Here is a 22320-nt window from a genome sequence, read left to right as displayed (position 1 = left end):
AAATGAATTTCGACCTGACCGAAGAGCGGCAGATGTTGCAGGACAGCCTGCGACGCTTTCTCAAGGACCGCTACACCACGGACACCCGCAACAGGATCATCGACTCGGACACCGGCATGAGCGACGAGATCTGGACCGCGCTGGCCGAGCTGGGCGTGATCGGCGCGCTCTTTGCCGAGGAACAGGGCGGTTTCGGCGGCGCCGGGTTCGATATCAGCACCGTGTTCGAGGAACTGGGCCGCGCGGGCGTGGTCGAACCGTTTCTCGACACTGCGATCCTGGGCGGCGGGCTGATCGCCGCGCTGGGGGATGATGCGCAGAAACAGATGGTCGAAGAGGTGATCGGCGGCGGCCTGCACCTCGCCTTCGCCCATGGCGAGCCGACCAGCCGCTATGACCTCAGCCGCGTCGAGACCAGCGCCAAATCCGACGGTGACGGGATCGTGCTCAATGGGCGCAAGGCCGTGGTCGTCAATGCCGAGGCGGCGGGCCGGATCATCGTGTCTGCCCGCGAAAGCGGCGATGCGGGTGACGAGGCGGGGATTTCCCTGTTCCTCGTGCCCGCGGGCACCGATGGCATGACCCTGCGCGGCTATCCGCTGATGTCGGGCGGCCGCGCCGCCGAGGTGACGCTGGACGAGGTGCGCCTGCCGGGCTCGGCCCGGCTTGGTGCTGCGGGCGCGGCCTTCCCAGCCATCGCGGCGCAGGTCGCCGCCGCCAACGTGGCGCTGGCGGCGGAGGCGATGGGCGCGATGGAAACCGCGGTCGAACTGACGCGGGAATATCTCATGACCCGCAAGCAGTTCGGCCGCCCCATCGGCACCTTCCAGGCGCTGGCGCATCGCTATTCGGACCTGCTGATCGAGATGGAGCAGGCGCGTTCCGCCGTCATCAACGCCGCCGGCCATTTTGCCGATCCCGCGCGCGAACGCGACCGCCATATCGCCAGCGCCCGCAACCTGATCGGGCGCGTCGGGCGGCTGGTGGCCGAGGAGAGCATCCAGATGCACGGCGGCATCGCGATGACCCAGGAATACGAACTGGCCCATATCGCCAAGCGCATCGTGATGACCGATCATCGCCTGGGCGACACAGACTACCACCTGGAACGGTTCATTGACCTCAGCGCCGCCTGAAGCACCGGTCGCGCCCGGCAGCGGCGCCCATGACCTCGTCGGCTATGACGTCGACCTGTCTGCGGGCGACGGCACCGCGCGGGTGGTGCTGGACCTCGCGCCCAAGCACCTGAACCGCAACGGCAGCCTGCACGGCGGCATCATCGCCATGATGCTGGACGCGAGCGCCGGCTTCGCCGCGTCGCTGGCGGGGGGACCGGATCTGGTCCCGGTGGTCACGGTGGCGCTCAACACGCAATACCTCGCCCCGGCCATATCCGGCCGGGTCACGGCGACCGGCCATGTCAAGCAGGCGGGCCGGTCGATCTGCTATGCCGACGCAGACCTGCGCGACGCGGCGGGCAAGTTGCTCGCCACCGGCAACGGGGTGTTCAAATACATGCGCAAGGAGGGCGGCACATGACTCTGGCGCGGGTGGACGATCTTGGCGACCGGCTGGTCGTCGTCAACATGAACGCGGCCCGGCGCGGTGCGTTGTCGCCGGATCTCTACGCGGCGATTGCCGAGGCCATGGCCCGCGCGCAGGACCCCAGGATCCGCGCCGTGATCCTGACCTCCGAAGGCGGTTTCTTCTGCGCCGGCGGCGATCTCAACGTGTTGATCGAGCGGCGCAAGCTGACCGAAGCGGAACGCCGCGCCAAGGTCGACGACCTGCATGACCTCGTGCGCGCCATCCGCGCCTGCCCGGTGCCGGTGATCGCATCCGTCGAAGGCGGGGCCGCCGGGGCAGGGGCGTCGCTGGCGCTGGCCTGCGACCTGATCGTTGCCGCAGAGGGCGCGAAATTCACCGCCGCCTATGTCAAGGCGGGGCTGGTGCCCGATGCCGGGCTGACCTCGGCGCTGGCCCGGATGCTGCCGCGCCCGCTGGCGATGGAGATGTGCCTGCTCGCCCGTCCCGTCACCGCGGAACGCCTAGCCGTGCTCGGTGCGGTCAACACGGTCGCGCCTGCGGGCCGGTGTGATGCCGAGGCACATGCGCTCGCCGACGCGCTCGCCGCCGGGCCGCGTGACGCGCAGGGCACGATCCGTGGTCTCGTCGCCGCTGCCTATGAAACCCCGGAAACCACGCAGCTCGATGCCGAACGTAACGCCATGGCCCGCGCCGCCGGCGGTCCCGAAGCCGCCGAGGGCATCGCGGCCTTCCTGGAGAAACGCAAACCGAGGTTCTCTCGATGACCGGACGCTGGCACGACTATCTCGATCACCAGGCCGCCACCCGTCCCGATGCCCCGGCGCTGGCGGATTCCATCGGATCGCGTTGGAGCTACGGCGACCTGTCCGAAGCTGTGGACGATCTGAAGGACCGGCTTTCGGGCAAGGGCGTGCAACCCGGCGATCGGGTTCTGATCCTTGCCGAGAACTGCGCCCCTGCGGTTGCCGCGCTCTTTGCCTGTTCGCGGCTCGGCGCGGTGGCGATCCCGGTGAACGCCCGGCAGACCGAAACCGAAATCTCCCGCGTCGCGGCCCACGCCCAGCCCGCCGCCGTTCTGTTCACCGCCAAGGCGTCGCCCGACGCCGCCGCCCATGCCGACCGGATGCAGGCCACGGACATTTCAGGAAAGTTCGGCGACCTGCGCCTTGCGCAACCCTATCCGAGCGCCCCCGACGAGGCGCGCGACGTCGCCGTCATTCTCTACACCACCGGCACCACCGGAGAACCCAAGGGCGTCATGCTGACCCATGCCAACATGCTGTTCGGGGGAAAGGAGTCGGCCGGGATCCGCCACATGGTGCCCGATGACGTGATCTATGGCGTGCTGCCGATCACCCATGTCTTCGGCCTCGCCTCGATCGTCACGGCGGTGATGTATGTCGGCGCCTTCATCCGGTTCGAACCGCGGTTTTCCGCGGCCAGGCTCTATGCGGCCCTGATCGACGGCGTGACGCTGCTGTCCGCGGTGCCGCAGATGCACGCACATCTCATGCAATATGCCAAGGAGCAGGGCCACGACCGCCTGCCCAGCGACACCCTGCGCTTCGTCACCTCGGGCGCCGCGCCCCTGGACCCGGCGTGGAAACGCAAGGCCGAGGCCTTTTACGGCGTCGCCCTGCAGAACGGCTATGGCATGACCGAAACCACCGCCGGAGTCTGCGTGACCCAGAATGAACTGGGCGATCCGGACATCTCTACCGGCCCGCCGATGCCTGGCTGTGAGATCCGCATCGACGCCAGCGTCACCGGCGGTACCGACGACAGCGGCGAGGTGCTGGCGCGCGGCCCCAATGTCATGAAAGGCTATTACAAGAACCCCGAAGCCACCGCCGCCGCGCTGGACGCCGACGGCTGGCTGCATACCGGCGATCTCGGGCGCATAGACGACGCCGGCCGGCTGCACATTCTCGGGCGCACCAAGGAACTCATCATCCACGGCGGTTTCAACGTCTATCCCCCCGAGGTCGAGGCGGCGCTGAACGATCATCCGCAGGTCATCCAGTGCGCCGTGGTGGGCCGCACCGTGAATGGCGACGAACAGGTGCTGGCCTTCGTGCAGGCCGCGCCCGATGACCTTCCCGATCCAGAGGCTTTGCGCGCCTTCGCCGCCGAACGGCTCGCCGGCTACAAGCGCCCCGCCCGCATCATCGTCGCCACCGATCTGCCCGCCGCCCCGACGGGCAAGATCCTGAAACACAAGCTGATCGCCCATTTCGCCGATCGGCTGGACTGACGCGGGCGATCAGTCGGGCACACCCCACCAGCGCAGCGTCCTGACCAGATGGGCGCGGATCGCGGCCAAAGCCGCGTCCGCATCGCGTGCTTCCGGCGCGGCCATGATGTCGAGGTGTTCGTCCATCGCCGACGCGATCCGGTCGGCCAGATCCGGGGTCGCCGATCATTTTCAGGAATTTCCTGAAATCCCATTCGTGTATAGTCATCATTGTGGCATTCTATCGGGCATGTCGGGCGGAATTTCTGAAATTCTGCAACGATAGAATGCGACGGGCCGCTTCCCTCGCGGCGGCACGAAATTCGGCAAGGTCCGGCCTTCTTCAAGGGGCGGGGCCTGTTTCAGGAAGATGGGCCGGCTCCGCGCGGGATCCGCCAGCCAGATCTAAAAGATGGGATGGAGATTCATGGACAAGACAAATGCCACACACGCGCAGGCTGACCCGCTGCATGCCGATACCGACACGCTGAACCCGGTCCGCAAGGAGGAAAAGACCTGGGGATGGTTCGCGATCTTCAACATCTGGGCCAACGACATCCAGTCGCTCTTTGGCTATTCTCTGGTGGCGTCGCTGTTCATATCCTACGGCGTCAGCGGCTGGACAGCCTTCGCAGCCCTGATCGCGGCCGGACTTCTGGTCATGTTCTTCGTCAACCTGTCCGGGGATGCGGGCGAACGCTACGGCATTCCATACCCGGTATTTGCCCGCGCCAGCATGGGGACGGCGGGGGCGAAGCTTCCGGCGGTGCTGCGCGCCACCGTGGCGGTTTTCTGGTATGGGGTGCAGGTCTATTTCGCCTCCACCGCCGTCGCCCTGCTGATCCGTTCAATCACGGGCATCGCGCCCGGCGCGGAAACGCTCGGCCTGGATGCGATCGACTGGCTGTCGTTCGTGATCGTCTGGGCCTTTCACATCGTGATCTTCTGGCGCGGCATGAACTGGGTGGAAACCTTCCTGAACATCGCCGGTCCCTTCGTCTATGCGGTGATGATCGGGCTCGTGATCGTCCTGTGGGTCAAGTCCGACGGCCAGCTCCTGTCGCAGGCGCAGACGATCTTCGCCAATCCCGAAGCGACCTGGGGCACGGAATTGTCGGGCTTCATCGCGATCATCGGCACGATGGTCGCCTATTTCGCCGCCGTGATGATCAACTTCAGCGACTTTTCCCGCTATGCCAGGGATCGAAAGGCGATGGTGCAGGGCAATCTGGCCGGTCTGCCCTTCAACATGATCCTGTTTTCGGCGCTCGCGCTGCTGACCACCGCCGGGGCCGCAGTGGTCTATGGCGAAAAGATCACCAACCCGACCGAGATCGTGGCGCGCACCGACAGCGTGCTTCTGGGCGTCATCGCCGCCATCACCTTCTTTGCCGCCACCGTGGGCATCAATCTGGTCGCCAACTTCATCCCGGCGGTCAATGGCATCGCCAACCTCGCTCCGAACAGGATCGGGTTCCGCAAGGCCGGTCTCATCACGTCGGGCTTCGCCCTGTTGATCGGCGGGTTGTGGACCAGCTTCATCAGCCAGTTCGGCATCGGCGGTTTCGTGAACACACTGGGCGCGACGCTGGCGCCGCTCTACGGGATCATGATCGTGGACTACTACCTGCTGCGGAAGAAGGAACTCAAGCGCGACGATCTCTATGACATGGACGGCGGCACCTACCATTTCCACAATGGCTGGAACGACAATGCGCTGGTGGCCTTCGGCATTGCGGCCGTGTTCTCGATCGCCACGGTCTGGGTGCCGGCGCTGGTGCAACTGTCCGGCTACGCCTGGATCGTCGGCGCGATTCTCGGCGGGGCGATCTATTACCTGCGCTGCAAGGCGACCCACCTCGTCTGACCGGTGCCAGGGCCTGGCCCGGTCCCGACGGGGACCCGGCCGGGCCTTGCCGTTCAGCCGACACCGCCCGCAAAGCGCCAAGACCCTGCCGCAGAGACATTCTCAAGGCGGTTGTTCTGCCTGTTCCGGTTTGCAGGAAACGGCGGAAACCGTCAGGCATAGACCCCTTCGGCGGCTTCGCGTATGGCGCGGATGTTGACGCCATACGCGTCCGGGGCCGCCGCCGACCCACCCTTGAATACCGCCGATCCGGCCACGAGGACGTCGGCTCCGGCCCGCGCCACCAGCGGCGCGGTGGTCGGATCGACCCCGCCGTCGATCTCGATATGGACGGGCCGGTCGCCGATCATCGCCCGCAGCGACTTCACCTTGTCGATCTGGCTGTGAATGAATTTCTGTCCGCCGAATCCGGGGTTTACGGTCATCACGCAGATCAGGTCCACCATGTCCAGCAGCGGTTCGGCGGCGCTGGCCGGGGTGCCGGGGTTCAGGGCCAGCCCCGCCTTCGCCCCGCTGGCGCGGATCGCCTGCAGCGTGCGGTGGATATGCGGGCCGGCTTCGAGATGGGCGGTGATCACGTCGGCCCCGGCGGCGGCGAAGGCGTCGATATAGGGATCGACCGGCGCGATCATCAGGTGAACGTCCATGACGCCCTGAATATGCTTGCGAATGGCCGCGCATGTGGTGGGACCGAAGGTGATGTTGGGTACGAAATGCCCGTCCATCACATCGACATGCACCCAGTCGGCGCCCTGCGCCTCGATGGCTTCGCATTCGGCGCCGAAATTGGCGAAATCGGCAGACAGGATGGACGGGGCGATCTTGATCTTTCGGTCAAAGGACATGGGACACCTTTCAGGGGTTCATGCTGCAATATAGGCGCGGCGCCGCCCGGAGGGTAGGGCCGTCAGGCACGGTAGAACAGGTAGCGGTCCGGCGCGATCGTGTCCGGTCCCGCGATCCGGGGCAGTCCGACCAGCGGCTGACCGGAGACGATCAGCCCGCCCGGCACCATCAGGCGCGCGATCAGCGGGCTGAGGCGTGCCGCCTCGGCCACGTCTTGTTCCTTGATTCCACTCCCGAAATCGTAGTGCGCCAGGGCAAAGCGCACACCTTCTTCCAGCAGCAGGTTCAGCATCGGTTCGGCCTCGCCCTGCAAGAAATCCTCTGCCGGCGGGGTGCAGGACGGATGGCATTGCAGGATTCGGTCGATCACCCGGATGCGGCGATCCGGCAGGATTTCCCGCAGGTGGTCATAGGTGCGCCCGTTGCCAAGGCCGAGGTCGAGCACCTCTCCCGGCAGATCGGAAATGTCCCGGGCCGCCCAGTTCAACCCGTCGCGTTGCGCGGCAAGGCGGCGCAGCATGGAATCCAGTCGGCTCATGAGGTCGGTCCTTTCAGGGAGGGCATCACAAACGCCGGGCCGGACAGCAACCGGGTCAGCAGCCGGTCGCAAAACGCCCAGATCGCGGCGTCATGGACGAGGTGATGGGTCAGGATGCCATAGGGTTCGGCGGAATCCGCCAGCCCCCTGCGGCGGTCGCCCAACTGCCGGGCAACCTGCGCGATCAGCTTGTCGGGATCGGCCAGGCCTCTGTGTCCCTTCCAGTCGATCGGGTCGAAATGGGTGTTGATGCAGGTCAGGCCCGGCGCGGCTTCGGCCGTGGCGCGCGGCGTGAAGGTGGACAGCCAGCGGTATCCGAGCGCGGCCAGGGACGGCAGCAGCGCCGGGTCGATCCGGTTCCAGGGCGGCACGAACATCGGCACCAGGTCGGTGCCGAACAGGCCGGTCATGCGCCCCAGCCCGGCCTCTGCCTCGGCGCGCATCGGCACCAGCGGCCGGTGGCGTCCGAACTCGGCTTTCTTCTCGCCGCCCGGCGCATGGTTGTCATGCGTCCAGCCATGCACCACCGGCACCAAGCGCGGCGTCAGCGCATCGGCGAGGCCGCCCTCGGCCCGCGCCGGGATCACCGCCAGATGCACCGGCATCCCGAGATTCGCCGCCATCTTGTCCAACCGGGAAAGCGCCGGGGTCGGGGCAATCGCGTCGTCATCGCGCCACCACAGCGGCAGGCGCAACCCAGCCTCGGCCCAGAGGGTCAGTTCGTCGTCCAGAGGGGTCCAGTTCGGGGTCATGTTCTTGCCTGCGCCATCGCGACCGCGATTGCCACGGATTGTGCCGCGCCGTCAAACCGCAAGGATGACGGGCTGCGTTCCGGGGCGGCGATCACCCCGGAAACCGCCTTCGCGAGAGCTTCGGGCGTCAGGTCAGCCGTCCTGAGAACCGTCAGACCCGGCAACTGCGCGAGGCTTTGGGCGCGCAGGGTCTGTTCGACCTCGTTGCCGTCGTCAAAAGGCACGAAAACCGCGGGCGTGCCGGCCTGAAGGATGTCGAGCGCGGTGTTGTAGCCGCAGAGGCTGACCGAAGCAGCGGCACCTGTCAGCATCTGGCGGAAATCCGGTCGGGCGGCTTCTACAATGACGCCGCGCGGGGCGCTGTCCGCGAGGTTCCGTACCCGACCGGCATCCGACCCGCCGACCAGCAGACGCCAGACCCGGTCCGGCATCAGGCGGGCGGCCCGGATCGCGGTTTCAAACAGCGGCGTTCCGACCGCGCCGCCGCCGGCGCTGACCAGTATCTCGCCGGCGCCGGTGCCGTCCGGATGCGGCCCTGCCGGCGGCGGCGCGATGTAGCCGGTATATCGCAGCTTGCCCGCGAGGGCCGGACCGACGGGCCAGCTTTGCTCCAGGGGCACTCCCCCCGGGTCGGAATGCACCAGAACCGCATCGTAGTTTTCAGCGATCATCCGATCCGTGCGTTCGGCCTTGGCCGGAGTGGACGGCGGCGCGAGAATGTCCCGCACCGAGGCCAGCACAAGCGGCTGCCGGGGCAGGCCGCGCACTTGCAGCAACAACGCCTGGAACTCGCCGGACAACACCCGGCGGCCGAAGGGGTAGAGTTCCGTGATCAGAATGTCCGGCATCAATGCCCCGGCGGCCGAGCAGAGCGCATCGCGGCGCGCGTCCAGGAGGCCGGGATCGGCCGCCTGCCCGTCGCGATCCAGCAGCCGCGCGAAATCCACCCCGTCCGACCGGACCGGCGGCAGTTGCAGCAGTTCGGCCCCGCCCAAACCCAGGTCGCGCAGGGGCATTCCGCCGCTGGCCAGCAATACCCGATGCCCGGCATCGGCGAATGCGCGGGCCAGCACCGCCGCCCGGCGCAGGTGCCCGGTGCCCAGCAGATGCGTGACCACGATCATTACTTTCATGGCCGCTGCTCCAGCCGCACCGGGTCCGGATCGGCCCGCAACTTGTCACCGTCGACTGCCATCAGATAAAGACGGTTGCGCTTGATCCGGAACGGCGCATCGCCGTCGAAATCCCAGCCATGCGCCCGCGCCAGCAACACCCGCATGATGCCGATATGGCAGACGGCGACCGCGTCCCGTGTCAACGCCGCCAGCCAGGGCCGCAGACGCGCATCGACATCGGCGGGCGTTTCACCGCCGGGAGCGTGGTAGTCCCACCCCCAATGTTCGATATGGCGGAACCCCGATCGCGGTTCCGCCAGAAGGTCTACGCCCCGCTGGCCTTCCCAATCGCCCCAGTGCATCTCGGTCAGGCTCTCGGCGACGCGCGGCGGGCGGGCGGCGACGATCTCCGCGGTTTCGCGGGCGCGGGACAGCGGGCTTGACCACAGCTCCGCCTCGTCCCACGGGGCGGGAAGACGGAGCTTCGCCATGTCGCGCCGCGCTGCGTCGTCCAGCGGGATGTCGCTGCGGCCCTGGATCCGTCCGGCGCGGTTCCAGGCGGTGTGTCCATGGCGCAGAAGGGCAAGGCGGATCATCGGACGCCTCCGACAAGCGGGGCGACCGCCGACCAGAACCTGTCGCGGGCGCTGCCGAGCAGGTGATCCTGACCGATCCGGCGGCGTGCGGCAGCGCCGCGTGTGCGGCGCAGCGCCGGGTCCGACAGCAGGGCGTCGATGGCCAGCGCCAGGGCCGTGGCGCCGTCTTCGGGCGCCGGATAGGCGCCGGGGGCCAGAACATCGCGCACGCCGGGCCGATCCTGCGCCACGACCGGCAATCCGGCGGCCTGCGCTTCAAGATAGGTCATTCCGAAGGCTTCGTTGACGCCCGGCCAGAAGAACAGGGCGGCCTGTTCATATGCGTCGGCCATGCCGTCCGCGTCCAGTCGGCCGAGAAACCGGACCCTCCCGGCGAACGGCGCCATCAGCGTTTCGACCTCTGCCCGCGCGGGTCCGTCGCCGGCGATCCACAGATGCCAGCCGGGGTCGGTCAGCTGGGCGAGCGTCTCTGCGATGATCGCATAGGAGTCCAGCTTGTCCCGCTGCCGCATCATGCCCGCGGCGAGGATCGGGCGGCCCGTCCCGCCGCAATCGGCCGCTTCGGGCAGGTCGGCGCGCGGCAGGAACGGCGGCAGGCTGACCAGTGTCTGGCCCGGCGGGCGGTCCCGCTTCAGGGTGATGAGATCGTGGGCGGTGACGTGAAAGACCATGTCGGCGGCATCTGTCGCGGCCTCCGCCGCGGCTGCGAACCCCGCCCAGGGGCCGGCCAGCCGCTTTTTCGCCCGACTGGATTCGATCTGAACATAGGGCAGGCCCAGGCGGGCACAGACCGCCGGGCCGATCAGGTCGGGTGCCTTGTAGTAGTTGTGATAGCTCACCCAGAGCATCGGCCTGTCGGACCCGAGCCGGTCGATGAGCCGCGCCGTTTCCCTGCGCGCCAGGTCGCGCAGTTCGGTCTGGCGCAGCGCATCGCCCCGGCCATCGTGAAGCTGAAGCTCGGACACCAGATCCACGGCGACGTCCTCCGTCGCCATGGCGGCCATGAGCGCGCGGCCAAAGGCCCGGTCCCCGGACGGGACCGGATGCGTCGGAGGTTTCATCGGGGCATAGAAGGCGATGCGGCGCATGGGGTCAGGATGTCAGGTCGTCAAGCCGCCGCGAAAGCCGGTCGATGCCCGGCTGCATGGCGAATTCCGACCGCAGGCGCTTCAATGCGGCGTCGGCCATCCGTTGCGCCTGCTCCGGATTGTCGGACAGCATCGTGATCGCAGCCGCCAGGTCGCCGGGGCCGTCATCGCTGAGGGTGCCATGCACGGTTGTGGCAATGAACTCGGGGATCGCGGCGACGGGCGTTGACAGGATCGGCAAGCGCTGGCTGGCCGCTTCCATCAATACGTTGGGCAGGCCGTCCCGGTCGCCATCCGCTGCGATCCGGCTGGGCAGCACGAAAAGATCGGCGGCGCGCATGTCTTCGATCACCTGCGGCTGATCGCAGGCGCCGCGCCAGTGAATCCGTCTGGTCAGGCCGGCCTCGGCCGCCTGCCGCGCGAGGCTTTCGCCAAGCGGGCCGCCGCCGATATGGGTCCAGGTCCAGTCGATACGCGCCGGCAGCAGCGCCAGCGCAGCGATCAGCCGGTCAAAGCCCTTCTTTTCCACCAGCCGTCCGACCGACAGCAAGCGCAAGGGCGCGCCGATGGTGCGCGGGGCACGGTCGGGCGGAGCCGGAAACCGCGACAGGTCCAGCCCGTGATAGATCAGGTCGATGCGGGAAGGGTCGTCCGCCAGACCGCGCAGCCGCGCCGCGCCATAGGCGGTGCAGGTGGCGCCGAAGGCCGCGCCGGTGTCATCCGCGGCCAGCTTCTCGCCGATTTCCCAGTCCGGCGATGTCCAGATATCCTTGGCATGGGCCGAAAACCCCCAGGTCAGATCGCGCATGATCGCCGCATAGCGGGCGACGGAGGCCGGGGTATGCAGGAAATGCGCATAGAGCCCGCGGGTTTCCGGCGGCAGTTCCGCGGCCATGACGCAGGCCTGCCCGAAGCGGCGGATACGGTTCCTGTCACGATCCCGCGCCAGATCCGCTCGCCAGATCTCATAGGCGCGCTGGTATCCGGGCAGTCTCTGGGCGATGGCGCGGGCGCGCCAGACGCGGTCCGGTTCCTCGTGAAGATATTCCGGCAGATAGCGGACCCGCGCCCGCAGGCGGTCATGCAGCGGATGGGTCTTGGTGTCGGTCGGGCGGCGCAGCGACCAGATGTCGAACGCGTGTCCGGCGGCTTCCAGCGCCACCAGTTCCTGGGCGATGAAGGTTTCGGACAGGCGCGGCCAGCCCTTGACCACGACGGCCAGTCTGTGGGTCATTCCGCCGCCTGTCTCGCTTGCTCCGACAGCAGTGCCGAGACCCGTCGGGTGACATAATCCAGCCCGTCCAGCAGACCGTCCGAAATCGCTTCCGACGGCAGCGGCTGGTCGGGCAGGGCGCGGATCGCCCGGATCATCGAGTCGGGAGTCAGACCGTCGCGGGATTCGTCGAGCATGCGCACGAGGCCCAGATCCTCGGCGCGGCTGGCGCGAATATACTGTTCCAGCCGGGGCACCATGCGCGGAACGATCACGGCGCGCTTGTCGAATGACAGCACCTCGCAGAAGGTGTTGTATCCGCCCATGCACACGACGCCCTGCGCGCCGGTGAACAGAGTCTCGATCTGTGACTCAAACCCGACCGCCGTGACACGCCCGTTCAGGTTGGCGACGCGGGCCTCGAAATCCGCGCGGGTGTCGCCGGACAGGAAAGGGCCGTAGACCAGGATCGCCCGCGGGGAGAGATCCGGGTCGTGCTCGTAGGCCGACAGGACAAGATTGACCATCGCCTGCCCGTCGCCTCCGCCGCCCGGCGTCACCAGGATATAGGGGCGCTGCGGCGCCGTCGCCCGGGAACTGCTGTCGCGCCGCAGATAGCCGGTCCAGTGCATCCGGTTCTGGACGTCCCGGCTCAGCGGGAGACCGGATGTCGGGTCGTAGACGGATCGCAGCCCGTAGATCCACAATTCGTGATAGTAGGTTTCGGTCGCGGCGATCCCGCCCTTGCGCTCCCATTCGGCGGACAGGACTTCCGGTTCGTCCAGCACGTCCCGCAATCCCAGCACCAGCTGTGTCCGGCCGTTCGCGGCCAGCAGATCGAGCGTCGGAAGGAGTTCCCCGCGAAATCCGGTCGGTTCCTTGTCGACGATCAGGATGTCGGGATCATACTGTTCCGCAGTGGTCTTGATCAGTCCGGCCCGCAGGTCGGTCGTCTGTTCGATGTCCATGCCCATGGTCTGCGAGACATAGCTGCCATCGCGCAGCTTTGTGACGCCCGGAAGCCGGATGTGATCGACACGTGGCGGAAAGGTGAAACGACCGGCGACAGGCGAGCCGGTCAGGATCAGGGCCGAGGCGGAAGGATCGGCGCGGGTGATCGCTTCGGCGAGCGCGCGGGACCGGCGCAGATGACCCAGCCCGAAAGTGTCGTGGCTGTAGAGCATGATGCGCGGCTCGCGGGACTTGTGCGGACTCATCGCGCAAGGCGCTCCGGCCACGGATCGTTTGCCATGTCATGTCCCATATTCGTCCCCGCAGCCGCCCCCGCAGCCGTCGCAATTGGATCGGGTCCCGGCCGGTTGCGGGTGACGGCGCACCGAGTCGACCAATGAGGCCCGTGTGTTTCCTACTATTGAAACCGGGCTTGAAAGCAAACCCCAATCTGGCCGGAACGGGGGCGTTGCCGCGAAATCATTTACACCCGCATGTTTCGTCCTGTAGCGTTGCAACGATTGAACATTTCGGGGACTCAGCCAGTCAATGCGCCATTTCCTGCTCTGCGTGGCACTGACCGGCCTGCTGACGATCCTGCTGTCGTTTCCGGTTTCGGCGCAGTCCCTTCCGGGTCTGGGCGGCGGCAGGGAAGCCGCCGCCGCCCAGCCGGAAACGCCGCTGGCCTCCGCCATCCGCGAGGCCGCCGAAAGCGGCGTCAACGTCATCGTGATCGATGGGGCGGGGCAACTTGTCGGCGCGGTCACGTCGCAATCCGGCGGCACGGCGGAACAGGATCCAACCCTTCATCCGATGGACCACCCGTCGCCGCTGATGCGGGCGCAGTCCGAGGTCGAGGAATTCCGCGAAACGCTTGCCAGCCGCCTTGAGGCGCTGCCGACGTCGCTGAACGAGGTCGCGTTCATCCTGCGCGCGACCAGCCCGGACGGGCGGATCATGACCTATGTGGAGGTCCTGATCTGGACCCTCCTCCTGTTCGCCGTCTCGCGGGTGATCGTGGGATATGCCTATGGCCGGCGGTTCGCCCTTGGCCTGATGCTGGCGCGGTCGCTGGAGAACCCGCAAGGTTACCGCGAGAAGATCCCGCTCCTGGTGTTCCGCTTCCTGCTCGGGATCGGCGGCACGGTGCTGGTGATGCTGCTGTCCTATGTGGCCGGGTATCTCATTTTCGGTTCGGTCGAGGATCAGTCGATCGAACTGACCATCGCGGCGATCTACGCCGCGTTCTTCCTGTCGCGCACGGTGTCGGATCTGTGGCGCATGATCCTGGCACCGTTCATCAGCCAGTACCGGATCCCGGTGCTCAGCGACCGGCAGGCCCGACGGATCTACTATTGGGCGGCGGTGCTGGCCACCTACAATATCGCCACCATCATGTTCAGCACCTGGATCGCGGATTTCGGTCTGAACTACAACGCTTACGCGATTCTCTACGGGGTACTGTCCCTGGTCGGGGCGGTCGCGAACATCCTGATGATCCTGTTCAATGCCGGCGCGATTTCGGATGCCATTCGCGGCGGACGCCCGGCGGGCGAAGTCGCCTGGCTGACCCGCTTCCTGTCCTTTGCCTGGGCGCCCCTGCTGGTCGGCTACATCATCTTCGGATGGTTCGAACTGGCCTTTGACCTGGTGCTGGAACAGGAGGCGTCCATTCCGATGATCGCCGGGGCCTATGCGGTCTTCCTGTCGATCATCGTGGTTTATGGCGGCATCAACTACGTGATCGAAAGCTTCTTTGACCGGTCCCGGCAACTGGCGCGGATGAACAGCGAACTGGCTGCCGCCGAAGCCGATGAGCGCGCCGCTGAGGATGCGCCCGAAACACCGCCTGCGCGCGGCTACCAGATCATGACCTACGAAGCGCTGGCCCGGCGGGTCGCGGGCGTGCTGGCTTTCGTTGCCGGAGCCTATGCCCTGCTGCGGGTCTGGGATCCGGAAAACGCGATCCTTCCGGATTCGGTTCTGGGCAACCTGCTGGATGTCATCACCATCCTGTTCATAGGCTATGTGCTCTACAATTTCTTCCGCATCTGGATCGACAGCAAGATCGCCGAGGAAACCGTGGACGAGACCGAGGCGGAACTGGGCGACGAGGGCGGGGCCGCCAGTGCCAGCCGCCTTGCGACCCTGCTGCCGCTGTTCCGCGGGGCCATCCTCGCGGTGGTCGTGGTGTCGATCGTTCTGATCGCGCTGCTGGAACTGGGGATCAACGTCAGCCCGCTGTTCGCCGGCGCCGGCGTGGTCGGTCTGGCCGTGGGTTTCGGGGCGCAGACGCTGGTGCGGGACATCTTCTCGGGCGCGTTCTTCCTGATCGACGACGCCTTCCGCAAGGGCGAATATATCGACATCGGCGACGTGAAGGGCACGGTGGAAAAGATTTCCGTCCGGTCGTTCCAGTTGCGCCATCACCTCGGCGCGCTCAACACCATCCCCTTTGGCGAGATCAAGGTGCTGACGAACTATTCGCGCGACTGGGTGATCATGAAGCTGCCCCTGCGCGTCACCTATGACACCGACGTGGAAAAGGTGCGCAAGCTGATCAAGAAACTGGGGCAGGAGTTGCTGAGCGATCCGGTGATCGGCGAGAATTTCATCCAGCCGCTGAAAAGTCAGGGGGTCATCGAAATGCAGGACAGCGCGATGATCATCCGGGTCAAGTTCATGACCAAGCCGGGGGACCAGTGGCTGGTCCGCAAGAAGGTCTACGAGGAAATTCGCGAACTCTTCGCCCGTGAAGGTATCCATTTCGCCCATCGCGAGGTGACGGTCCGCCTGGCGGATGCAAAGGCGGAGGATCTTACCCCGGCGCAAAAGGAAGCGGTCGCGGGCGCAGTTCAGGGTGCGGTCGACGAGGATGACCTCGACGACATCGGCCCAGGCGGCGACGATCGTTGACCGATCCGCCTGGCGGCGAAAGGCAGGCGGCTCCCGCCCCCTCATCCGGCCCCTTGCGGGACCGGTTCGGCGTTGGGCCGGGCCGCGCGTGCCGCGCGGCGGTCCCGGTTCCGGACGCCGCTATCGGGGGTCCATCGCTCCTGCCGGGGTCCGGTCGAGATAGGGCCTGCGAAACCGTGTCCAGTAGAGTTCGAGATACACGTAGGAAAATCGACTGGTAAGGGCGGCTGGCAGGAAACACGGGATGTTTGCCGTGACTTTCACATGGATATCGTCCTGCGCGGTGGCTTTCCGCTCGACGAAGTCCGCCACGCGGAGGGCTGGGAAACCAATGCGCCGTCGGTTGGAACGGGGTGCGGCGCCCACCATACCCGGATGGGTCAGTCCTGGCATCCGAACGGGACGAAGGTGCTCGCCATGCCTTCGTTCATCGACAGGATGGTCATCAGGTCGGCCAGGTCCAGGTCGCTGGCGGTGGCGGCGCAGATCTTTTCGTCGCTGCTGCAGCCGGAATCGATGAAGTCCCGATGCCGGGCCAGAAACTGCGGGCTCACCCCGGTCATGTCGTGGTTCTCCGAAACGCTTTGCCAGGCGGTGTTGTAAAGTTCGCATTTCTGCCGCGTCCAGGCGTCCGCCGTGACATCGCCGGCCAGGGCTGGCGCGCAGGCAACGATCAGGCTGGCGCAAAGGACCGCTACCCGGCCCGGATCAGTCCGCATAGGGGTCAAGGCTGTCGCGCAGCCCGTCGCCGAGGAAGTTGAACGCCAGCACCACCACGATGATCGGCAGCATCGGGATCGCCGTCCAGGGATAGATCTCGATGCTGGCGAGGTTCTGCGCGTCGTTCAGCATCACCCCCCAGCTCACCGCGGGCGCCCGCAGGCCGAGCCCGAGGAAGGAGAGTGCGGTTTCGCCGAGGATCATCGCCGGAATCGACAAGGTTGCCGAAGCGATCAGGTGGCTCATGAAGTTCGGCAGCAGGTGTTTGCGGATCACCCGGCCTGAACTGGCTCCCATCATTTCGGCGGCGCGGACATATTCCTCTTCGCGCAGGCTCAGGAATTTCGCGCGGACCGATCGTGCGAGGCCGGGCCAGTCGAGTATTCCGAGGATGATCGAGATGATGAAGAACACCGCGACCGGTCCCCAGTTCGACGGCACCGCCGCCGATAGCGCCAGCCAGAGCGGCAGTTCCGGCAGCGAGCGCAGGATCTCGATGACCCGGTTGATCACCCAGTCGATCTTGCCGCCGAAGTAGCCCGCGATGCTGCCAAAACCGATGCCCAGGAAGAAGGATACCGAAATGCCGATCAGGCCCACGGTCAGCGACAGTTGCGCGCCATAGAGAATGCGCGAGAACACGTCACGGCCCAGACGGTCCGACCCCCAGAGGAACACGGTCGCGCCTTCGGGCGCGCAGAACAGGTGCCTGTTCGACGGGATCAGCCCGGCCAGATGGTAGTCGCTGCCCTCGCAGAAGAATTGCAGCGGCATCGGCCGAGTCGTATCGGTGACGAATTTCCACTGGAAGGTCACGAGATCGGCCTCGGCCACGGTCGGATAGACGAAGGGGCCGATGAATTTGCCTTCGTGAAGCAGGTGCACCGATTGCGGTGGCGCATAGAGATAATCGGAATTCCGCTCGTTTGCCGTGTAGGGGGCGACAAAGCCGACGAAAGGCAGGATCAGGTAGCAGAACAGCAGGAATATGCCCGACACGAGGCCGAGCTTGTGCTGCTTGAACTTCCGCCAGACCAGGACCCGGTTCGGCGCATCCAGGTCCCGCCGTTCCAGCGCCTGGATATTGGCCTTCGGATCGAAGGGTTCGTCGTCCACATAGCGGCCATCGGGAAGCTCGGTCATGCGTCGCGCCCCTCGTAGCGGATGCGCGGGTCAAGCAGGACCAGTAGCAGGTCCGAGATCATGGTGCCGACAAGGGTGAGCAGGGCGACGAACATCAGCACGAAGCCGGCGAGGAACTGGTCCTGGGTCTTGAGCGCGGTCAGCAGAGTCGGCCCGATGGTCTGAAGGCCCAGCACGACAGACACCAGGACCGAGCCCGACACCATCGACGGCAGCAGGTTGCCGATATCCGCGACGAAAGGGTTGAAAGCCATGCGCAGCGGGTATTTCGCCAGCATCCGGGGCGGGCTCATCCCCTTGGCTATTGCGGTTTCCACATAGGGCTTGCCCAGTTCGTCCAGCATGTTGGCGCGCAATCGCTGCATCATCGCCGCGGCGCCCGAGGTGCCGATCACGAAGGTCGGCACGATCAGGTGGATCAGGATGGATTTCGCCTTGTCCCAGGTCATCGGCTGGCCTTCGTAGATCGGGTCCATCAGCCCGCCGATGGGCAGGTCGAAATACTTGTGCCCGTAGTAGAACATGATCAGCGCGAGCAGGAAGTTCGGGGTCGCGAGGCCGAGATAGCCGACAAAGGCCGAGGTGTAATCGACCCAGGTCTTGGACCGTGCGGCGGCGAGCACGCCAAGCGGCAGGGCCACGAGATAGACGAACAGAACCGCGGCCAGGTTGACCAGCACCGTCAGCCAAAGCGATTCCCCGACGATATCGGCCACCGGCCGGTCGAATTCGAACGACCAGCCGAAATCCCCCTGGATCAGGCCGGAGAACCCCTGCGGTCCCGGAATGAAGCCGATCCAGATCAGGTATTGCTGCCAGAGCGGCCGGTCCAGCGCATATTCCTTGCGCAGGAATTCGGCCTTGGCCACGCCGGCGGACTGGCCCGAAGCGCGCAGTTCGGCGATCTGGTTGGACAGGTAGTCACCCGGCGGCAGGTTGATGATCAGGAAGATCAGCGCCGAAACCACCAGCAGCGTCAGCAGCATCGTTCCGAAACGATACACCGCATAGCGCAGTATGCTCATCAGCGGGTTCCGTCGGGATCGAAGAAGAACTCGTCCATGCGGTGAATGCCGAAATGCGCCCCCGGATCCCAGGCCCAGAGCCCGGTTTCCGGCACGTTGCGCAGCGCCTTGTTGACCACCACCGGCTGCGGCGCTTCGGCCAGCGTGCCGATGGCATAGATCTGGTCGGCGTGGATCGCCAGCATCTCGTTCCAGGCGGCAGTGCGTTGGTCCATCGTGGTCGCCACGTCCCAGTCATGGGCGAGTTCCATGAGCCGGATGGCCTCGGGCATGTCGGGCGGTTCCCCCGCGGCGCCGTTGGTCTGGTAATACTGGCCCCATTTCGGCCAGGCAAAGAACTCCTGCTGGCGCGGCGCCACATATTCCGGCGAGGTGTAGGGCCGGGGTATACCGTTGTCCCAGCCATACCAGACGCCCGCCATGGTGTTGCCGGAAAAGATCCGGTTGCGCAGGATATCCCGGTCCAGCGGGCGCATCACCAGCTTGACGCCGACCTGCCGCCAGTCGTCGGTGATGATCTGGATCGCGTTCTCGACTTCCTGCCGTTCGCCGGCGGTTTCGATGACGATCTCCATCGGACGGCCGTCAGGCAGCAGCCGGATACCGTCCGGGCCGCGTTTGTCGAGACCCGCCTCGTCCAGAAGCGCGTTCGCCTGATCCGGGTCCAGCGACGCCCAGGCGTCGCGGTGTTCCTGTCTGAAGAACGGGCTGGCCGGCAGCACCGTCATCGCGCCGGGCTTGGCGAGGTTGAAAAACAGCGCCTTGTTGATGGTGTCCCGGTCGATCGCCAGCGACAGGGCGCGGCGTACCCGAACGTCGCGCAACACCGCGCGCCAGCCATCGTCATTGTAGTTGAGGTTCGGATAGATCGCGATCTGGCTGGCCACCGCATTGCCCCACATCAGCGTCCTGTAGTTGCCGCCGTCCGCCTCGCCCTTGCGCAGGATGGAAATGTCGCGGAAATCCAGTCCGCGCGCCTGAAGGTCGGTCTCACCGGCGTTGGATTTCGCCGCGATCAGGCCGGGGCTGACGATTTCCATTTCGACCACGTCGATATAGGGCAACTGAACCCCGTTCGGATCGATCCGGTGGTAGTACGGGTTTTTCACGAACAGGTGGCGCACCTTTTTGCCCGAGGTCGAATTCATCCAGGGCTGAAGGGTGGGCAGCTCGTGATTGTCGAACTTGTACATGTTGTCGAGATTGTTGTGCAACGCCGCCCAACTGCGCACACGGGTTTCTTCGATCATCTCTTCAAGTTTCGCCGGGTCTGCGTAGTCGCCGTGGAACTGTTTCAGAAAGGTGGACGGGCGGTAGATGAACGGCGGCCGTGCCATCGCCAGCGAGGCGATGAAATTCGGATTCGGATGGTCCCATTCGTAGATCACCGTGGTTTCGTCCGGGAAGGTGACGGTCGGTAGCTGTCCTTCGACCCGCAGCACGTCGGGCGGACCCGCCGGACTCAGCAGCTTGTTGTTGGCGACATCCTTCCACCAGTATTCGAAATCGGCCGAGGTGAAGGGCGAGCCGTCCGACCATTTGTGACCGGGGCGCAGGCGCAACGTGAACTTGCGGTCATCGACGTTGTCATAAGAGGCAAGGATGTCAGGCTGGAGTTCATAGAGATGGTTGTAACCGACCAGCCGCGCGTAGCCGTAGACCACCATCTGCCGTATGTCCTTGCTGCGGCTCACAAGGGTGCGCAGGGTGCCGCCCTGCACGCCAGGCGTGCGGCCCCGGCTTGCAAGGTCGACGACCAGCGGTTCGGAGGGCAGGCGCTCGGCGATGGGCGGAAGGTCGCCCCGTTCGACCTCATGCGCCCAGAAGCTGCTTTCCTGCAGGTTGGGCGGCTGTGTCGCGAAAGCGGCGGTCGCCGCCAGAGCCGCGCCCGCGGCGATCAGAAGGAAACGTCGGATAGGGTCAAACATGGCATCGCACCTTGTGGCCGGGTTCGAGTTGCATGAGCGAGGGTATCACGGTGCCGGAAAAACGAAAGGCCTCGGGCCAGCTCTCGGGCGACCCGGCCCCCTGCGCCACCAGTTTCAGGTTGATCGGCCGGTTGATGTCGGGCGTCGGCTGCGCCGCGATCAGCGCCTTGGTATAGGGGTGTTTCGGGTTGTAGAACAGGGTGTCGGGCGGCGCCTGTTCCACCACCAGCCCCTGGCGCATCACCGCCACTTCGTCCGCGATGCGGGCGACCACCGCGAGATCGTGGGAAATGAACAGGTAGGACAGGTTCATTTCGTCGCGGATGTCTTCCAGCAAGGACAGAATCTGTTCCTGAACCGAAACGTCCAGCGCCGATGTCGGTTCGTCGCAGACGATCAGCGCCGGGTCCAGCATCAGCGCCCGCGCGATGGAAAGCCGCTGCCGCTGGCCGCCGGAAAACGCGTGCGGATAGCGTTGCAGCATGTCGGGGTTCATGCCGACCGACAGCAGTTTCCGCTCGGCCATCTCCCGCCGTTCGGCGCGGGTGCCGATTTCGTGGATGTCCAGCGGTTCGGTCAACGCGTCGAGGATGCGCATCCGGGGGGACAGCGACGAATAGGGATCCTGGAACACCATCTGCGCCTGTTTCTGGAATGCCGTGCGTTCCGCGCGGGACATCTTGTGCACCGCGACGGTGTCGGCGCCGCGTTCGGGCCGGAATAGGACCTCGCCGCCCGCGTCGGGCGGTTCCGCCCCCAGCGCGATCCGCGCCGCGGTGGTCTTGCCCGACCCGCTTTCGCCCACGATGGCGAGCGTCTTGCCGCGCGGCAGGTTCAGATCGACGCCGCGGCAGGCGTGGATCAGGACATCGGGTTTCCAGACCGACTGGCTGCGCATCCTGTAGGTCTTGGACACGGACCTGAGTTCGAGAATCAGGTCTTCCTCGACCAGGGCCGGCGCGAGTTCGGCCACTTCGGGGATGGCGGGCGCGGCATCGAACAACTGTCTCGTGTAGGCATGCGCCGGGTCGTTCAGGACCAGCGCGGCGCTGCCCGATTCCATGACGCGGCCCTTGTTCAGCACGACGACCTGTTCGGCCATGTTGGCGACCACGCCCAGATCGTGGGTCACCAGCACCATCGCCATGCCGGTGTCCTGCTGCAGATCCTTCATCAGCCCGAGAACCTGCGCCTGCGTGGTCACGTCCAGCGCGGTGGTTGGTTCGTCCGCGATCATCAGATCGGGCTTGGACACCATGGCCATTGCGATCATCGCGCGCTGCAGCATGCCGCCCGACATCTCGAACGGGTAGGAATCGTAGGCGCGTTCCGGATCGGGAAAACCAACCCGCGCGAAGGTGTCCAGCACCTGCCGGCGGGCTTCCTTCTCGTTCATGTGCTTGTGCAGCCAGAGCACTTCGCTGACCTGGTTGCCGATCTTGTGCAGCGGCGACAGCGACCGCATCGGTTCCTGAAAGATCATCGACACCGCATCGCCGCGCACATCGCGCATCCGGCGTTCCGGCAGGCTGGCGAGATCCAGTCCGCCGCTGCGCCCGTTCAGCACGATCTCGCCCGACCGGATCTGCGCGGTTTTCGGCAGGATCCGCAGGATTCCCCGGCAGGTCACGGTCTTGCCCGATCCGGATTCTCCGACCAGCGCGAGCGTCTGCCCCGGCATCACGTCGAAGCTGACATTCCGGACCACGTCCGGCCCGCGGCCAAAGCCGATGGACAGATCCCTCACGGACAGCAGCGGAGTCATGCGGACGATCCCCTTTGACCAAAAACCAGCGGCATGGCGTCCCTGTGTTCCCCTCCGGCCGCGCCGAAATACCTTC

General features: G+C 66.0%; 20 protein-coding genes. 6 read left to right on the top strand and 14 right to left on the bottom strand.

The window, feature by feature from the left end; genetic code table 11:
* The first annotated feature begins 2 nt into the window (after positions 1-2).
* The 5 genes from QO034_RS16950 (at position 3) to QO034_RS16930 (ending at position 5648) form a co-directional block, all read left to right on the top strand.
* Entirely contained in the window at positions 3-1136 is a 1134-nt protein-coding gene (locus QO034_RS16950) for an acyl-CoA dehydrogenase family protein (protein ID WP_284486715.1), read from the top strand.
* The gene (locus QO034_RS16945) at positions 1117-1539 is read left to right on the top strand and encodes a PaaI family thioesterase (RefSeq protein WP_284486714.1); all 423 of its coding nucleotides are present in this window, start codon (positions 1117-1119) and stop codon (positions 1537-1539) included. Before QO034_RS16950 ends, QO034_RS16945 begins: the two co-directional genes overlap by 20 nt.
* Positions 1536-2312, top strand: coding sequence for an oxepin-CoA hydrolase, alternative type (locus QO034_RS16940; RefSeq protein ID WP_284486713.1), 777 nt, complete (start codon positions 1536-1538; stop codon positions 2310-2312). The genes QO034_RS16945 and QO034_RS16940 overlap by 4 nt, the downstream gene beginning before the upstream one ends.
* The gene (locus QO034_RS16935; protein WP_284486712.1) at positions 2309-3802 is read left to right on the top strand and encodes a class I adenylate-forming enzyme family protein; all 1494 of its coding nucleotides are present in this window, start codon (positions 2309-2311) and stop codon (positions 3800-3802) included. Before QO034_RS16940 ends, QO034_RS16935 begins: the two co-directional genes overlap by 4 nt.
* A 406-nt stretch (positions 3803-4208) precedes the next feature.
* A complete protein-coding gene (locus QO034_RS16930; protein WP_284486711.1) occupies positions 4209-5648 on the top strand; it encodes an NCS1 family nucleobase:cation symporter-1 in 1440 nt (479 codons plus the stop codon).
* 152 nt (positions 5649-5800) lie between these two features.
* Here the strand turns inward: QO034_RS16930 and rpe are convergent, their stop codons facing one another.
* From rpe to QO034_RS16890, 8 genes are all read right to left on the bottom strand, one after another.
* Positions 5801-6493, bottom strand: coding sequence for a ribulose-phosphate 3-epimerase (gene rpe / locus QO034_RS16925; RefSeq protein ID WP_284486710.1), 693 nt, complete (start codon positions 6491-6493; stop codon positions 5801-5803).
* Between the two features lie 62 nt (positions 6494-6555).
* The gene (locus QO034_RS16920) at positions 6556-7032 is read right to left on the bottom strand and encodes a class I SAM-dependent methyltransferase (RefSeq protein WP_284486709.1); all 477 of its coding nucleotides are present in this window, start codon (positions 7030-7032) and stop codon (positions 6556-6558) included.
* Positions 7029-7784, bottom strand: a complete 756-nt coding sequence (locus QO034_RS16915) for a polysaccharide deacetylase family protein (RefSeq protein WP_284486708.1) — start codon at positions 7782-7784, stop codon at positions 7029-7031. Before QO034_RS16915 ends, QO034_RS16920 begins: the two co-directional genes overlap by 4 nt.
* Positions 7781-8917 (bottom strand): glycosyltransferase family protein, encoded by a 1137-nt coding sequence (locus QO034_RS16910; RefSeq protein WP_284486707.1) that lies wholly within the window; start codon positions 8915-8917, stop codon positions 7781-7783. Before QO034_RS16910 ends, QO034_RS16915 begins: the two co-directional genes overlap by 4 nt.
* Positions 8914-9495: a histidine phosphatase family protein gene (locus tag QO034_RS16905; RefSeq protein WP_284486706.1), complete on the bottom strand. Its 582-nt coding sequence runs from the start codon at positions 9493-9495 to the stop codon at positions 8914-8916. The genes QO034_RS16910 and QO034_RS16905 overlap by 4 nt, the downstream gene beginning before the upstream one ends.
* Positions 9492-10583, bottom strand: coding sequence for a glycosyltransferase family 4 protein (locus tag QO034_RS16900; protein ID WP_284486705.1), 1092 nt, complete (start codon positions 10581-10583; stop codon positions 9492-9494). The genes QO034_RS16905 and QO034_RS16900 overlap by 4 nt, the downstream gene beginning before the upstream one ends.
* Before the next feature lie 4 nt (positions 10584-10587).
* Positions 10588-11817 (bottom strand): glycosyltransferase, encoded by a 1230-nt coding sequence (locus tag QO034_RS16895; RefSeq protein WP_284486704.1) that lies wholly within the window; start codon positions 11815-11817, stop codon positions 10588-10590.
* Positions 11814-13013 (bottom strand): glycosyltransferase family protein, encoded by a 1200-nt coding sequence (locus tag QO034_RS16890; protein WP_284486703.1) that lies wholly within the window; start codon positions 13011-13013, stop codon positions 11814-11816. The genes QO034_RS16895 and QO034_RS16890 overlap by 4 nt, the downstream gene beginning before the upstream one ends.
* A 283-nt stretch (positions 13014-13296) precedes the next feature.
* Here QO034_RS16890 and QO034_RS16885 point away from each other — a divergent pair, with 283 nt between their 5' ends.
* Positions 13297-15663, top strand: a complete 2367-nt coding sequence (locus QO034_RS16885) for a mechanosensitive ion channel family protein (RefSeq protein WP_284486702.1) — start codon at positions 13297-13299, stop codon at positions 15661-15663.
* Between the two features lie 120 nt (positions 15664-15783).
* Here QO034_RS16885 and QO034_RS16880 read toward each other — a convergent pair whose 3' ends face one another.
* From QO034_RS16880 to QO034_RS16855, 6 genes are all read right to left on the bottom strand, one after another.
* Entirely contained in the window at positions 15784-15975 is a 192-nt protein-coding gene (locus tag QO034_RS16880) for a hypothetical protein (protein WP_284486701.1), read from the bottom strand.
* Between the two features lie 68 nt (positions 15976-16043).
* Entirely contained in the window at positions 16044-16382 is a 339-nt protein-coding gene (locus tag QO034_RS16875; protein WP_284486700.1) for a hypothetical protein, read from the bottom strand.
* Entirely contained in the window at positions 16372-17526 is a 1155-nt protein-coding gene (locus QO034_RS16870) for an ABC transporter permease (RefSeq protein WP_284486699.1), read from the bottom strand. The genes QO034_RS16875 and QO034_RS16870 overlap by 11 nt, the downstream gene beginning before the upstream one ends.
* Entirely contained in the window at positions 17523-18551 is a 1029-nt protein-coding gene (locus QO034_RS16865; RefSeq protein WP_284486698.1) for an ABC transporter permease, read from the bottom strand. The genes QO034_RS16870 and QO034_RS16865 overlap by 4 nt, the downstream gene beginning before the upstream one ends.
* Positions 18551-20479 (bottom strand): ABC transporter substrate-binding protein, encoded by a 1929-nt coding sequence (locus QO034_RS16860; RefSeq protein WP_284486697.1) that lies wholly within the window; start codon positions 20477-20479, stop codon positions 18551-18553. The genes QO034_RS16865 and QO034_RS16860 overlap by 1 nt, the downstream gene beginning before the upstream one ends.
* Entirely contained in the window at positions 20472-22244 is a 1773-nt protein-coding gene (locus QO034_RS16855; RefSeq protein WP_284486696.1) for an ABC transporter ATP-binding protein, read from the bottom strand. Before QO034_RS16855 ends, QO034_RS16860 begins: the two co-directional genes overlap by 8 nt.
* Positions 22245-22320: the final 76 nt, after the last annotated feature.

Origin of the sequence: Sedimentitalea xiamensis, assembly GCF_030164465.1 — a bacterium.
GTDB lineage: Bacteria > Pseudomonadota > Alphaproteobacteria > Rhodobacterales > Rhodobacteraceae > Sedimentitalea > Sedimentitalea xiamensis.
Note: the sequence above shows the minus strand (reverse complement) of the source record. Positions and strands in the feature narration are given on the sequence as shown.